General features: G+C 63.4%; 15 protein-coding genes. 10 read left to right on the top strand and 5 right to left on the bottom strand.

What is annotated here, in order from left to right; all coding sequences use genetic code 11:
- The first annotated feature begins 77 nt into the window (after nucleotides 1–77).
- The 5 genes from O4220_RS02540 (at nucleotide 78) to O4220_RS02520 (ending at nucleotide 4247) form a co-directional block, all read left to right on the top strand.
- On the top strand, nucleotides 78–413 hold the full coding sequence (locus O4220_RS02540) for a hypothetical protein (RefSeq protein ID WP_269601984.1): 336 nt from the start codon (nucleotides 78–80) through the stop codon (nucleotides 411–413).
- Nucleotides 414–430: 17 nt separating this feature from the next.
- A complete protein-coding gene (locus tag O4220_RS02535; protein ID WP_269601983.1) occupies nucleotides 431–910 on the top strand; it encodes a GNAT family N-acetyltransferase in 480 nt (159 codons plus the stop codon).
- Between the two features lie 4 nt (nucleotides 911–914).
- On the top strand, nucleotides 915–1670 hold the full coding sequence (locus tag O4220_RS02530) for a class I SAM-dependent methyltransferase (protein ID WP_269601981.1): 756 nt from the start codon (nucleotides 915–917) through the stop codon (nucleotides 1668–1670).
- A gap of 92 nt (nucleotides 1671–1762) precedes the next feature.
- Nucleotides 1763–2047 carry a DUF1490 family protein gene (locus O4220_RS02525; protein WP_269601980.1) on the top strand — a complete coding sequence of 95 codons (285 nt, stop codon included), beginning with the start codon at nucleotides 1763–1765 and terminating at the stop codon, nucleotides 2045–2047.
- Between the two features lie 19 nt (nucleotides 2048–2066).
- Entirely contained in the window at nucleotides 2067–4247 is a 2181-nt protein-coding gene (locus O4220_RS02520; RefSeq protein ID WP_420030300.1) for a heavy metal translocating P-type ATPase, read from the top strand.
- On the opposite strand, the gene O4220_RS02515 is transcribed toward O4220_RS02520, so the two are convergent.
- Nucleotides 4248–5498, bottom strand: a complete 1251-nt coding sequence (locus tag O4220_RS02515) for a KasA/KasB family beta-ketoacyl-ACP synthase (protein WP_420030299.1) — start codon at nucleotides 5496–5498, stop codon at nucleotides 4248–4250.
- Between the two features lie 31 nt (nucleotides 5499–5529).
- On the opposite strand from O4220_RS02515, the gene O4220_RS02510 reads away from it, so the two are divergent.
- From O4220_RS02510 to O4220_RS02495, 4 genes are all read left to right on the top strand, one after another.
- Nucleotides 5530–6102 carry a TetR family transcriptional regulator gene (locus tag O4220_RS02510; protein WP_269601977.1) on the top strand — a complete coding sequence of 191 codons (573 nt, stop codon included), beginning with the start codon at nucleotides 5530–5532 and terminating at the stop codon, nucleotides 6100–6102.
- A gap of 102 nt (nucleotides 6103–6204) precedes the next feature.
- Nucleotides 6205–6690: a MerR family transcriptional regulator gene (locus tag O4220_RS02505; RefSeq protein WP_269601976.1), complete on the top strand. Its 486-nt coding sequence runs from the start codon at nucleotides 6205–6207 to the stop codon at nucleotides 6688–6690.
- Nucleotides 6671–7663, top strand: a complete 993-nt coding sequence (locus tag O4220_RS02500) for an aldo/keto reductase (protein ID WP_269601975.1) — start codon at nucleotides 6671–6673, stop codon at nucleotides 7661–7663. Before O4220_RS02505 ends, O4220_RS02500 begins: the two co-directional genes overlap by 20 nt.
- Before the next feature lies 1 nt (nucleotide 7664).
- The gene (locus O4220_RS02495; RefSeq protein ID WP_269601974.1) at nucleotides 7665–8150 is read left to right on the top strand and encodes a cysteine hydrolase family protein; all 486 of its coding nucleotides are present in this window, start codon (nucleotides 7665–7667) and stop codon (nucleotides 8148–8150) included.
- Nucleotides 8151–8196: 46 nt separating this feature from the next.
- On the opposite strand, the gene O4220_RS02490 is transcribed toward O4220_RS02495, so the two are convergent.
- From O4220_RS02490 to O4220_RS02480, 3 genes are all read right to left on the bottom strand, one after another.
- A complete protein-coding gene (locus O4220_RS02490; protein WP_269601972.1) occupies nucleotides 8197–9627 on the bottom strand; it encodes a CoA transferase in 1431 nt (476 codons plus the stop codon).
- Between the two features lie 131 nt (nucleotides 9628–9758).
- Nucleotides 9759–10016 (bottom strand): DUF3297 family protein, encoded by a 258-nt coding sequence (locus tag O4220_RS02485; protein ID WP_269601971.1) that lies wholly within the window; start codon nucleotides 10014–10016, stop codon nucleotides 9759–9761.
- Nucleotides 10017–10144: 128 nt separating this feature from the next.
- Nucleotides 10145–10375, bottom strand: a complete 231-nt coding sequence (locus O4220_RS02480; RefSeq protein ID WP_269601970.1) for a hypothetical protein — start codon at nucleotides 10373–10375, stop codon at nucleotides 10145–10147.
- Between the two features lie 314 nt (nucleotides 10376–10689).
- On the opposite strand from O4220_RS02480, the gene O4220_RS02475 reads away from it, so the two are divergent.
- A complete protein-coding gene (locus tag O4220_RS02475; protein WP_269601969.1) occupies nucleotides 10690–10881 on the top strand; it encodes a hypothetical protein in 192 nt (63 codons plus the stop codon).
- Here O4220_RS02475 and dnaB read toward each other — a convergent pair.
- Nucleotides 10878–13409 (bottom strand): replicative DNA helicase, encoded by a 2532-nt coding sequence (gene dnaB, locus O4220_RS02470; RefSeq protein WP_269601968.1) that lies wholly within the window; start codon nucleotides 13407–13409, stop codon nucleotides 10878–10880. The genes O4220_RS02475 and dnaB overlap by 4 nt on opposite strands.
- Between the last annotated feature and the right edge of the window lie 138 nt (nucleotides 13410–13547).

Here is a 13547-nt window from a genome sequence, read left to right as displayed (position 1 = left end):
AACTATTGACACAGCTCGATAGCGAATTGCGACGCTGAGCCGTTGCCTCCATGGAGGTGTGGTGACAGCATGGATGCATGACGGCACACGAACGCCCCTGGAAGCGTTACGGGTTTGCCGCTTTGCTGGCCTTTCTCGCGTTCTCGACGATTACCGACATCGTGTCCGATCCTTCTGGCTGGAACTGGTCGAAGCTGGCCGTGCTGGCTGTAGCCGCTGTGTGCATCTGGTACGGAGAGCGCCGGTCCTGGACGGCTCCGGAGAAGATCGGACCCGAGGCCGTACCCGCCGAGGATGTCGACGCGGTTGTCGCAGAATCCGGCCGAACTGTCTACGCCATCAAAGCGCTGCGTGAAATGCATCCCGGTCTCGGTTTGCTCGATGCCAAAAGGCTTGTTCAACCAGAAAATTGACACCTCGAGGAGTCGATATGTCCGGCACAAGTGACGTCAGCGATTCCGACGGGCTCTTCGAGGCCGCGAACCTGCTGGTCGATTTCAATCGCGAGTACGACGACCCGGCACCCGAGCCCCAATGGCTTGCAGCCCATTTGAACAGGCTGGTCACATCCGGTGACACAAGCGTCTTGACATTCGGGACTCCCGCGATCGGTGTTGCAGTTCTTCGATTCCGGACCGGAACGTGGAGCGCCGACATCGAGGCCTATCTCGCAGAGTTCTACATTCAGCCAGTCCATCGTGGGAAGGGCTACGGCACAACCTTTCTCGATTACGCCATCGAGCACGCGCGCGGCAGGGGTGCCACCTACATGGACCTCAACACCTCCGAAGACGACGAAGCCGCTCGCCACGTCTACGAAAAGCGAGGCTTCGACTGCCACGAAGGACGCGGGGAGGGACCGAAGGCTCTCTATTACGAACTCGAGCTCGAATCGGGCGAGGTAGCCTGACCATATGGTTAGCCAAGATAACAGCTCGATGTCGTTCGGGGCCGTCGCCGACGTGTACGAATCGGCTCGCCCCGAATACCCGTCGGACGCGGTTGCGTGGCTGCTCGAACCTGCATTCGCGTCGGCTCGAATGCCACGAGTCGCCGACGTCGGAGCCGGCACGGGCAAGCTCACGCGAAGCATCGTTGCCGCTGGTTGCGACGCCATTGCCGTCGACCCTGATACCGCTATGCTCGACGCTCTGCGGATCGCGGTACCGGGTATCCCGAACCTGGTCGGTACTGCCGAGTCCCTCCCAATAGACGACGAAAGTCTCGATGGAGTGCTGCTCGGACAGGCCTGGCACTGGGTCGATCCGGTGGCCGCGTCATACGAGATCGGACGGGTCCTGCGTCCTGGCGGTGTGCTGGGTTTGATCTGGAACATTCGCGACGAGTCGCGGGCCTGGGTTCGACGCCTCGACTCCGTGGTCTCACGGGGCGGAGCGATGGCCATGTTCGACGACGGTCCGCCGCCGATAGCGGAGCCCTTCGATCATCTCGAAGAGCGAGAATGGGCGTGGTCTCGCACCGTGAACCGATCGCTGTTGACCGACCTGGTTCGATCGCGCAGTTTCTACATCACCGCGACGGCCGACGAGCGCAACGGCATGGATCAGAATCTCGCCGCCCTGTTCGACGAGCTAGGGCTGCATGGGTCCACAACGATCGAGTTGCCCTACGTGACGAGGGCGTTTCGCGCCATCCGCCCGATCGGGTGACTCCTACCGCAACCCCGCGAGTCGCCACTGCCGAGCAAAACGAATATGATTCCCAATAAGTGGGTATCGGTTCGAAATCGAGGAGCTACAACATGGCGTTTCCGATCATTGTCGCGAAGGCAGTATCGACGGTCGTGACAGGCACAGTCGGCGTCGCCGCCTACAACGGTGCCAAGAAGCTGTACGAGAAGGCTCCCGTTCGCAAGGCGGCGGTATCGGCAACCGAACTCGGCCTCCGCGCTGCCCGGAAAGCCGAAATCCACGCCGAATCCGCACGGTTGGCAGTGTCGGACGTCGTTGCGGAGGCGCGCGACCGACTCGGCGAAGAAGTGCCGCCACCCTCGGCCACCGAAGTCGGCCACGGCCACTCGCACTGATCACGGCAGTCGGTCCACTATGACGATGCTCGTCGAACCCGCACTCGATGTGGCTCCCGACCGCGCGGATGGCATCGAAATCCTCTCCGATGCCGCCGGCCGCATGCGGCTTCGCGTCGACTGGCTCCGCTCGAGCCCGGGCCGTGCCGTTGCGGTCGAGGACCACGTGGACAAAATTCGCGGGGTGCGGGCCGTCCACGTGTACCCGCGAACGGCATCGGTTGTCGTCTGGTACTCCCGCACACGAACCGACAGGGCCGAACTCTTCGACGCGGTGAATGCGGGGCGCTCGACGAATTGGGCCCTGGTACCGGTCCGTAGTCCGCGCTCAGCTGACGTCACCAGCGGCGACGTGCTACGGATGACCATCGGCGGCGCGGCACTGGTTCTTCTCGGCCTTCGCCGCTACGCCTTCCGTCGGCCGCCCATCCTCGGTCCCACCAGTCGTCTCGTTGCCACCGGCGCAACGATCTTCACCGGCTACCCGTTTCTGAAGGGAGCCGTGCGCTCGCTGGCCGGCAACAGGACGGCAGGAACCGACGCGCTCGTCAGCGCCGCAACCGTGGCCAGCCTTGTGCTGCGCGAGAACGTCGTCGCTCTCACCGTGCTGTGGCTCCTGAACATCGGCGAGTACCTGCAGGAATTGACCCTCAAGCGAACTCGACGCGCGATCTCCGATTTGTTGACCGGCACACAGGACACGGCCTGGATCAGGCTGCCCGACGGCTCCGAGATCTCCGTCGACGTCGATCGACTCGAGGTCGGCGACGAGGTCGTCGTGCACGATCACGTGGGCGTTCCCGTCGACGGCACCGTGGTCGACGGAGACGCGGTGGTGGATCAGTCCGCAATCACCGGTGAGACCTTGCCGGTATCGATCGTCGCCGGTGATCGCATCCATGCTGGATCCGTTGTTGTCAGGGGCCGCATCGTCATCCGTGCGTCCGCAGTGGGCCGTGACACCACGATCGGACGAATCATTTCCCGCGTCGAGGAGGCACAGGAAGACCGCGCCCCGATTCAGACTGTGGGAGAGAACTTCTCGCGTCGATTCGTGCCAGCATCGTTCATCCTGTCGGCCTTCACCCTCGTGGTCACCCGAGATGTTCGACGGGCGATGACGATGCTGCTCGTCGCATGCCCGTGCGCGGTGGGCCTGTCCACTCCAACGGCCATCAGTGCCGCCATCGGAAACGGTGCTCGCCGAGGGATTCTCATCAAGGGAGGATCGCACCTCGAACAGGCCGGCAGGGTCGACGCCTTCGTGTTCGACAAGACGGGCACCCTCACCGTGGGCCGCCCCGTCGTCACCAATGTGGTTTCTTTCCAGGACGACTGGGAGCCGGAGCAGGTACTCGCGTACGCGGCCAGTTCCGAGATCCACTCGCGGCATCCACTGGCCGAGGCCGTCATTCGTAGTACCGAGGAACGCCATATCGTCATTCCTCCGCACGAGGAATGCGAGGTGCTCGTCGGGCTCGGCATGCGCACCGTCGCCGACGGGCGGACCCTGCTGCTGGGTAGCCCCTCGCTACTGCGAGGTGAGGACGTCGCCGTTTCCGACCATGCGGCCGACTGGGTTTCGCGCTTGCAGCGTGAGGCCGAGACTCCGCTACTGCTGGCAGTGGACGGCGTACTGGTGGGGTTGATCAGCCTGCGCGACGAGGTTCGGTCGAATGCACTGGAGGTATTGGATGCGCTCCGCGCCGACGGAGTCGAACGTATCGTCATGCTCACCGGCGACCACCCCGAGACCGCAGCGGCGGTCGCTGCAGAACTCGGCATCGCCGAGTGGCGCGCCGAGGTGATGCCGGACGACAAGCTCGAAGCGGTCCGCGGACTGCAAGAAGAGGGATACGTCGTCGCCATGGTCGGTGACGGCACCAACGACGCTCCCGCCCTCGCAGTGGCCGACATCGGAATCGCAATGGGGTTGGCCGGCACAGATGTTGCCGTCGAAACAGCCGACGTGGCTTTGGCCAGCGACGACTTGTCGCGTCTGCTCGATGTACGCGACCTCGGCCGGCATTCGGTGTCGGTCATCCGTCAGAACTACGGAATGTCCATTGCCGTCAACGCTCTCGGCTTGGCGGTCAGCGCCGGTGGTGCGCTGTCACCTGTCCTCGCAGCAATCCTGCACAACGCCTCGTCGGTCGCGGTGGTCGGCAACAGTTCGCGATTGATCCGGTATCGACTCTGATCAGTAGCGCCCGAACGCGAGGGCGACGTTGTGTCCGCCGAATCCGATCGACGTGCTCAACGCATAGTCGATCTTCTGACTGCGCCTCGCCCGAACGGCATCGAGATCGATTGCAGGGTCCTGATTGTCGAGGTTCAGCGTGGGCGGTACCACCGAATCACGGATCGACAGCATCGTGAGAATTGCCTCCAGTGCGCCGACCGCACCGATGGAATGACCGAGCGCGGACTTCGGTGCGTAAACGGACGCGTGGCCGACCGTGGCGGCAATGGCCTTGGCCTCCGACAGATCACCTATCGGAGTCGCGGTTGCATGGGCATTGACGTGACCGATGTCCAGAGCACTCAAACCTGCTGCGCTGATGGCCTTTTCCATCGCCTTGCGAATTCCCCGACCTTCCGGATCCGGTGCCACGATATGGAACCCGTCCGAGGTGATACCCGCGCCCAGGAGTCGACCGTGAACAAGCGCACCACGCGCCGCAGCATGCTGTTCCGACTCGACGATCACCAGCGCTCCAGCCTCTCCGAACACGAACCCGTCGCGATCACGATCGAAAGGCCTCGACGCGCGCGTCGGTTCGTCGTTGCGGGTGCTCATGGCACGCATCATCGAGAAGCTCGCGATCGGTACGGCATCGATATGCCCCTCGACGCCGCCCGCAATTACGACATCCGCTTCGCCTGTAGCAATCAACCGCCACGCGTGAGCCAGGGCTTCCGAACCCGAGGAACACGCCGATACCGGTGTGAACACCCCCGCACGCGCTCCGACCTCGAGTCCGATGTGTGCTGCAGGCCCGTTCGGCATCACCATCGGCACCGACATCGGCGACACCTTTCGGTAGCCACCCGCCCTCATTGCGTCGACGGCACCGATCAGAGCGTCACCGCCGCCCAATCCTGTGCCCACTGCTACGGCGAGTCGATCCGTATCCATATCGTCCAGCCCTGCATCACTCCACAGTCGACGCCCGAGCACAACGGCCAGCTGTTCGACGAAAGACAATCTTCGCTGCTCGACGCGGGTCAGATGGTCGGATAGCGCCGTCTGTAGGACGCCTCCGATGCGAACCGGCAGGTCAAGATCCGAGACGAACGCGCGCTCGAGGGGGCCGATCCCGCTCCGACCGTCGAGCAAGTACTCCCAGGTGGTGTCGGCGTGGTCCGCCAGTGCCGTCGTCGCAACGTACCCGGTGATGACGGCGCGGCGAGGGGTTTGTGTAGCGATCGGTTCACTCATACTCACCATGAGTACATGTAGCGACCGGTACAGTCAACTCATGGCCCGTCCCCTCGATCATGACAAGCGCGCCGAGCTGCTCGGCCGCGTCGTCGACTACATCGGCACCCATGGTCTCGACGACTTGACACTTCGCCCGCTCGCCGCCGAACTCGGTACCAGCTCTCGAATGCTCATCTACTACTTCGATTCTCGTGAGAACTTGATCGTGCAGGCACTGACCAGCCAGCGGCCGGCGTTCGCCGAAATGTTCGGCGACGTCGACACTGCCGACCAGCTCGAGAAACGATTGCTCGAATTGTGGAAGTCGATGTCCGACGGTGGCGACGAGGTCAGCTCACGAACTCTGATGCAGGTCATCGGCATTGCGTCCATCAAGTCCGGCGTCCTCGCGGACTTCGCGCGCGACAGCGTTCGGGCACTGACCGACGCCTTGGCCGCAGCGATGGCCCGTTGTGGGATGGACTCGGCGACGGCCTCCGTACGAGCCACCGCATTGGGTGCAGGATTCAGGGGGCTCCTCCTCGACCGCTTCACCACTGGGGATTCCGAACGCACCGATGCGGCCGCCGCCACGCTCTTTCGCGGGCACACCGGAGCATCGACGAGGTAGCTCTCGCGCGGGAGAAACACGAGTCGATCCACCCGACGACTCTGAGCCCGCGGTTGATTTCGGCTTGCGTTGGAGTGCACTCGAAGACGTAGCGTCTGGGCCATGACCGCAGCACCGCATTCACCGGCCACCACCGACACCGAGCCCGTGAGCATCGGGATTGCCGAGATGGCTGAGTCCTCGGGGCTGACGCAGGACACGTTGCGTTGGTACGAGAGGGAGGGCCTGATACCCGAGATCCCACGCACGGCGATGGGTAGGCGCGCGTTCAGCCCGAGACTGGTCGCACTCGTGAAACTTCTGGTTCGTCTTCGATCGACCGGGATGCCCACTGCCGATATGCGTCGATTCGTGATTCTGGTGAATCTGGGTGCGTCCACACATCAGGAACGGATCGACATTCTGAGCGCGCACCGGCTACGCGTCGACGAGAAGCAACGTCGTCTCGCCGAAGCGCGGTCTGCGCTGGAAACGAAAATCTCGCACTACGAGGACCTGATCGCACAGGGTCTCGACTGCGATGGTCTCGCGGTCGTCCCCCCATCATCCAACGAGCACAGGAGTATTCATGTCGATCACCACTCGTAACGTCCCGGCACTCGGACGCAACGTCGGTGCCATCGGCCTCGGCTGCATGGGTATCAGCTGGGCTTACACCGGTGCGGATACCTCCTCGGACACTGCCGGTGCACACATCCTGGCGCACGCACTCGCGTCGGGAATCGACTTCTTCGACACCAGCGACGCCTACGCCGCCGGACACAACGAGAGGGTCGTCGGCCGCGCTCTGGCCGGGACGAATGCTCTGATCGCCACGAAAGCCGGCTTGATCGGGAACGCCGACGGCGGTGCGCCTGTTCTGACGCGAAACGGTACGCCGGAACACCTCGCGCGGGCCTGCGACTCGAGCCTGCGGAACCTCGGTGTGGACACCATCGATCTGTACTACCTCCACCGTGTGGACGACCAGGTGCCGATCGAGGACTCGTGGGGAGCCCTGTCCGAATTGGTGGCGGCGGGCAAGGTGCGCGCCCTGGGTCTCAGCGAGGTCACCGTCGAGCAGGCACAGGTGGCCCACAGTATTCATCCGGTCTCTGCGGTGCAGTCCGAACTATCCCTGTGGACTCGAAATGCTCTGGGGCAGGGCACTACACACGACGGTGAACCCGTCGGAAACATCGTAGAGTGGACGGGTGAGAACGACGCGGTGTTCGTGCCGTTCTCGCCTCTGGGTCGAGGATTCCTCACCGGTTCGCTCGACACCTCCACACTTCCGGCCACCGACATGCGGTTGGCACTTCCCCGATTCTCCGGAGCTGCGGCCCAACAGAACCGATCGATCGTCGAGGTGGTGTCCCAGGTTGCATCGAGGCACGATTCCACCCCTGCCGCCGTGGCATTGGCGTGGGTCCTCGCCCAAGGTCCGCATGTGATTCCGATTCCCGGCACCACCAACATCGAGCATTTCGATGCCAACCTCGCGGCGCTCGAACTTCAGCTCACCGCCGAAGATCTGACCGCGCTCGAAGGTACACCCGCTGCAGTCGGAACTCGATACTGACATGCCGCGAACGGCACTGTTGGAGATCGACTTTCAGCCCTGGATCATCGAGCTCGGACACGGTCCCGGCGCATTGGCTCACGCCCTGTCGATCCGTGCAGCCCAGCGCGCTACCGGCGCACTGGTGGTGTGCACTCGCTATTTGAGCCAGGATGCGGCAGATCCGCTGCGCTCCGACCCGGCGGGTGACGGTGCCCGCTTCCACCCGTCGATGACGCCTCTGCCAGGAGACCTCATCGCAACGAAGTTCGATCGAGACATCTGGTCCAACCCCGACCTCGATGCCCAGCTCAGACTCGTCGGGGTGGAGCACGTGGTGATCACCGGGTACCTCACAGATTTCGGGGTCCGGATCGCCGCGGAACGTGCATGCTCACTGGGCTATCGCGTGACGGTGCATTCGGGTGCGTGCGCTGGGTCGACAGCCGACGAACATCGGCGAGCGCTCCGATCCATCGCCGCAACCTGTGCGACTGTCGAGTACTGACGCTGCCGTTCGAGCCGAGCAGTCACGCCTTGTGCTGCGCAGGACGTCACCACTGCAGAGGCGAGCTTCCCAATGGACGCGGCGCTCCCCACACCGGAGTGGGTACGTCGCTGAACGCCAACGGAAGAACGGGCTCGGTGATCGGTCCGAACGGAGAGTCGACAGTCACCAGGTCGATTCTCGGCTGCCTCGGGCGGGGGAGTGCGGCCACATCGTCCTGGTCGAACAGGCCGGGATCCTGTACCCACATGCACACCCGAGCGAGGTTGACGCGCACGCGCCAGGAACCACCCACGATCGCACGGCGACGCAGCGCCGCCACTGTTCCCGCCGCACCCAGGTATGCCGCAAGGTAGTCGTTGAGCAGATACGTAGGCGGAAGTGAAGGACGACCATCGAAGTTCTCGGACTCCGCGAAACCCGTTGCAGAACAAGCTAGTTGATCGAATCCACCGCGTTCACCCCAGGGACCGTCCGCGCCCCAGCAGTGATACTCGCACACCACCACACCTGGACGGAGTGCGGCGAGGTCGTGGGCTCCGAAACCCCGCCGGTCCATGCCGCGGTAGGAGTCGACCACGACATCGGCTTCCGAGCACAGCCTCCGGAACGCGTCACTCTGCTCTGCATTCCGCAGGTCGGCGAATGCGTTCCGTTTCCCTCCTCCCGTCATCGCCACCATCGACATGGGATCGGGCAGATCAGGCCTGGACACATGCATCACATCGGCACCGAACGTCGCGAGCAATCGCGTCGAGACCGGCCCCGCGATGACGTGGGTGAGGTCTGCCACCCGAAGTGAACTCAGTGGTGGCCAATCGGATCCGCCGGGCAATGCCTCGCGCGGCCCCGGACCGATCTGCTCGAGCTCGATCACCCCTCGCCCGAGCAGATACCGAGCCATCTCCGACGTGCGCCACTCCTCGGTGCTGCGGACGACCGCAGCGACGCCTCCACCGGCAACCACTGCGTCCTCCAGCGCGTAGGCGTCCCAGTGAACAGCTGCGTCAGCGATGCGATCGGGAAACGGAGGACAATTCAGTACCCGACACACGGCGTCACGCAGGCCGGCGTAGGCGGTGATGAGAAAGATCCATCGACCGTCGCGGCACTGGTAGAAGTCGTTGTTGCCCAACGCACGGGGGTCTTCGGTCAGGTGCGCCGCGGGTACGCCCGACACAGTCGTGAGGTAGGCGGCGCGCAGCTGATCGATTGCGTCTTCCGCTGTCACCGTGACGGTCTGCGGCGCGCGGCCGGCATCCTCCGCAATACCTGCGATCTGCAGTCCGAACGCCGCAATCGCGGCCGAGGTTGCGTCCGCGAGCCGATGAGGCGACGGGACGAGTGGATCGCTTCCCACCACCGTCGCCCGAGACCGGATCGGATGCCCTTCGACCGCGAGCAGGGTATCGAGTTCGTTTATCACAGAGGCGGTTCGAGCGCCGTCGACCGCATCGTGCAAGTAGGTGTTCGTCATGGGTCCACCATTGCGCGGTCGAATTCGCATGGCATGCACCTACGTATATCCGTAAGTCTTCGACTCCGAACAGTTCCCGTCGGATGTGGCGGTGTCTGGTCGACGGCCGCGCCTCGAACGCCGGAAGGCGGCTATTTTGCGTCGCGGAAGTACGGTTCGACCGTGCCCTTGAGCTTGACGAGCATGGGATTTCTGTAGCGATCCTTCGCGGTCGGGACCTCGACACGCACCCAACCCTCGGTCACGTTGTATTCGCGAATACTTGTCTTCTCGACGCCATTGAAGCGAATACCCACGTCACGGCGAAGAACCTCTTCGCTGTAGAAGGCGCTACGCGGATCGATAGAGAGATGATTCGGTGGAACGTCTGCGTTCTGGTCCTCGGGCATGGATCACTTCCGTTGAATGATGGGTCGGGTTCTCGGTTCGATTCTCAGCGAGAATACGCGACCCAGCGTTGGACCAGCGCCTTTGGTGGTCGTTCTCGACCTCGGAGATCAGACAATGGAAGTTCAGGTCAGCCGAGAAGTGCGGCGGGGGTGCTGCAACCGACACTTCCCGTGACCGTGCAGTGGCCCGGCAGGAAGATTCGAATGATGTCGTCGACCTGCTCGATGGTCAGACCCGACGATCCGAACGTCGGTGGCATCGGGTCACTGGGAGCAGCCGACGCGGAGGGGGCTGCGCTCAGCATCGCCAAAGCGACGAAGCTGGATACGACCAGGGTGCGCACGCGGTTCGATTTCATGTTCGGCCTCTCGTCGGATCGATGCCGTCACCATAAACCGAACGCTAGGTTTGTTCAACCCCTGTTCGCGCGCAGGTGAAGGCTGATCACTACTGGTGTTCCGCCGGACACTGGGGATGAAGACCATCGATCGTCGACGCCGCTGAGCGCAGACTCGGGTTCATGGATCTCGAGCACATTGTCGTCGCCGTCGGCGACCCCATTGTCGGACGCGGCACACTCGTGGCGGACTCCGATGGTTCGCTGTTCATATAACCCGATACTCCCGGTCGGGCTGGACTCGCGCGGACATACTCGAAACAGTCGAACATGACATGCCGGCAGGAAACGAACTGCTGGCCGGTAGCGGCGGGACAAGGAATCCCGGCGGGTCGGACACGTTCACACTCTTCTTCCTCTACATAGACGACGCGGCCGCCGACTGGCTGCGTCGTCCTCACCCCGGCCCGATCGACGTCTGGACCGCACTGACCAAAGATCTGCGGTCGACCGACCGATCCGACTAGCCTCGCGCCATATCCACGAATCTGGACAGGTGCAGCTGGTGTGCCACAGTGATTGTCGCCGTCGGACCGTTACGGTGCTTGCCGAGAATCAAGTCGGCCTCACCACCGCGGGGGTCGTCTCGCTCGATGGCATCGGGGCGGTGCAGCAGAATCACCATGTCAGCGTCCTGCTCCAGTGAGCCGGACTCACGGAGATCGGACACCATGGGCTTCTTGTCGGTTCGCTGCTCAGGACCACGGTTGAGCTGGCACACCGCGACCACCGGGCATTCGAGCTCCTTGGCGAGAAGCTTGAGCTGACGCGAGAAGTCCGAGACCTCCTGCTGTCGGGATTCGACCTTCTTGCCGGACGACATCAGCTGAAGGTAGTCCACCACAATGAGTTTCAGGCCGTTGCGCTGCTTGAGGCGACGCGCCTTGGCGCGAATCTCCATCATCGTCAAGTTCGGGGAGTCGTCGACGAACAGCGGCGCTTCGCTGATCTCACTCATTCGACGAGCCAGCTTTGTCCAATCGTCGTCGGTCATCTTTCCCGAACGCATGTCGCCGAGCTTGATCTTCGCCTCCGCGGACAGCAGACGCATGACGATCTCGGTGCGACTCATCTCCAATGAGAAGATGACACTGGGCATGCCGTGCTTGATGGAGCACGAACGCATGAAATCCATTGACAGCGTTGAATTGTGGGTCGGGATCATCGACTCACTGGCGAGATACAGATGCTCCGCGTTGTCGACCTCCACGCAGCGAACCGGAACCGAATCGACCCGACGAACGTCGACGATGAATCGGGATCCCGACCGCTTAGTGGATCCCGCAGCACGACGTTCCTTGTGCAGTATCTGCTTCCGGTGCAGACCGAACACGACATCGTCGGTCGCGAACGTCAAAGTGAATGCGGTGGACGATGCTTCGCTCCGGCATCGAATCCTCTTGGTCGACATCTGCACGCGATAACCCAAACTGACGATCAGCTCGCGCACCCCGAGAACGAGCCGCTCGCTGGTCACCGCGAACTGAACCGAGCCGCCCGCGGTCACCGTGCCGTCGGTATCGAGGAGTCCCGCCAACAACGCGCGTCGTTGACTCTCGGACCCGCGGAGGTAGTCGGTGGGTACGTGCTTGTTGCCCAGTACGCCGATCGTCCGTAAACGCGCCTGTACGGTCCCGATCGAGCTGCGGCATGTCTGGCAGCGGTGCAGACCGGTCGTCACCTTGCCGCAGTCGACACAGTCCTTGACCTCTACGACCTCGGTAAGAAGTTTGATCGAGTATCGGAGTGCGGCTTTTTCCGACGCCACCACATGCAGGCCTTCGCCTTCTATTCGGGCGATGATTTCGGGGTCAGCGCTGGTGATCTGCGCGCAGGCCGACGTTCCGTCTCCCAGCCAAGCACCCATGGTGTACGGCGGCACCAGAAGCTCACGCTCCGGCAGCTGAACGGCCTCGGTATTGGTGACCGAGTGATTGATGCGCGCATCTTTCGTCGGACAGCGCACCGAGTCCGCAATTTCTTCGGTGGTGCGCACAGCAGCGAACGTCTTCTGATTACGAGTCCGGTTGTAGTTGACCGCCGCAGCCTGCGCCGACTTGCGTGACGCCCTGGTCTCGGTCAACCACTGATGCTCTGCGTCGGCGACGATGACTGTGCCGTCGGAGAATTCGACTTCGTAGCACGGTCGATCGAGCATGACGTCGGTGGCCGCCAGCACACGCGTCGGCATGCCATGGGCGTCGATGAGGTGGTCACCCACGGCCACCTCGCCCATCGTGGTCCAGCCGTCGGGCGTCGGAAGCGGCGTGTCGAGAGCGAGCGCCTTACCCACGCCAGGTCTAGCCGCAACGATGATCATCTGACCAGGGTGAAGACCGTTGGTGATTTCGTCGAGTTCGGCGAATCCCGTTGGCACGCCGAGGGAAATGCCGCCGCGGCTGGCGATGGAGTCGATTTCGTCCATCGTGGGCTGCAGCAGCTCTTCGAGGGGCAGGAAATCCTCGGACGTGCGGCGCTCGGTGACCTCGTAGACCTCGGCCTGCGCGCGGTCGACGACCTCGGCCACGTCCTGGCCATCGGCTCCGGCGTAGCCGAACTGCACGATGCGGGTGCCGGCCTGCACGAGGCGGCGCAGAATCGACTTCTCGGCGACGATCTCGGCGTAGTACCCGGCGTTGGCCGCCGTCGGCGTCGTCTGGGTCAGCGTGATCAGGTACGGCGGACCGCCGATGCGCTTGAGCTCCCCGCGTCGATCCAGCTCGGCTGAGACGGTCACCGGGTCGGCGGGCTCGCCGCGGCTGTAGAGGTCGAGAATCGCGTCGTAGACGTTCTGGTGGGCCGGCCGGTAGAAGTCACCCGGCCGAAGCACCTCGAGCACGTCGGCAATCGCGTCCTTGCTCAGCAACATCCCGCCCAGCACGGACTGCTCGGCGGCCATGTCCTGGGGGGGTTGGCGACCGAAGTCCTCACCGGGCCCCTCACTGGAGGAGGAGCCGGAGTAGTCGGACTGTCCTCGATCGTCCACAACTGCCACGCGAACCGGCCGCCTCTCCCCATAGTCGTCAACACCGCCGGATACCACCCGGCCGTGCGCTCGAGCAAGTTCTACCCCCGGGCGCCGACAGGTACTGATCGACACCGGATTCACGTCCTCTTGCCGCCTGTTCACGGC

The organism is Rhodococcus ruber (genome assembly GCF_027270735.1).
Classification (GTDB): Bacteria; Actinomycetota; Actinomycetes; order Mycobacteriales; family Mycobacteriaceae; genus Rhodococcoides; species Rhodococcoides rubrum_A.
This window is presented reverse-complemented; position numbering and strand designations above follow the sequence as displayed.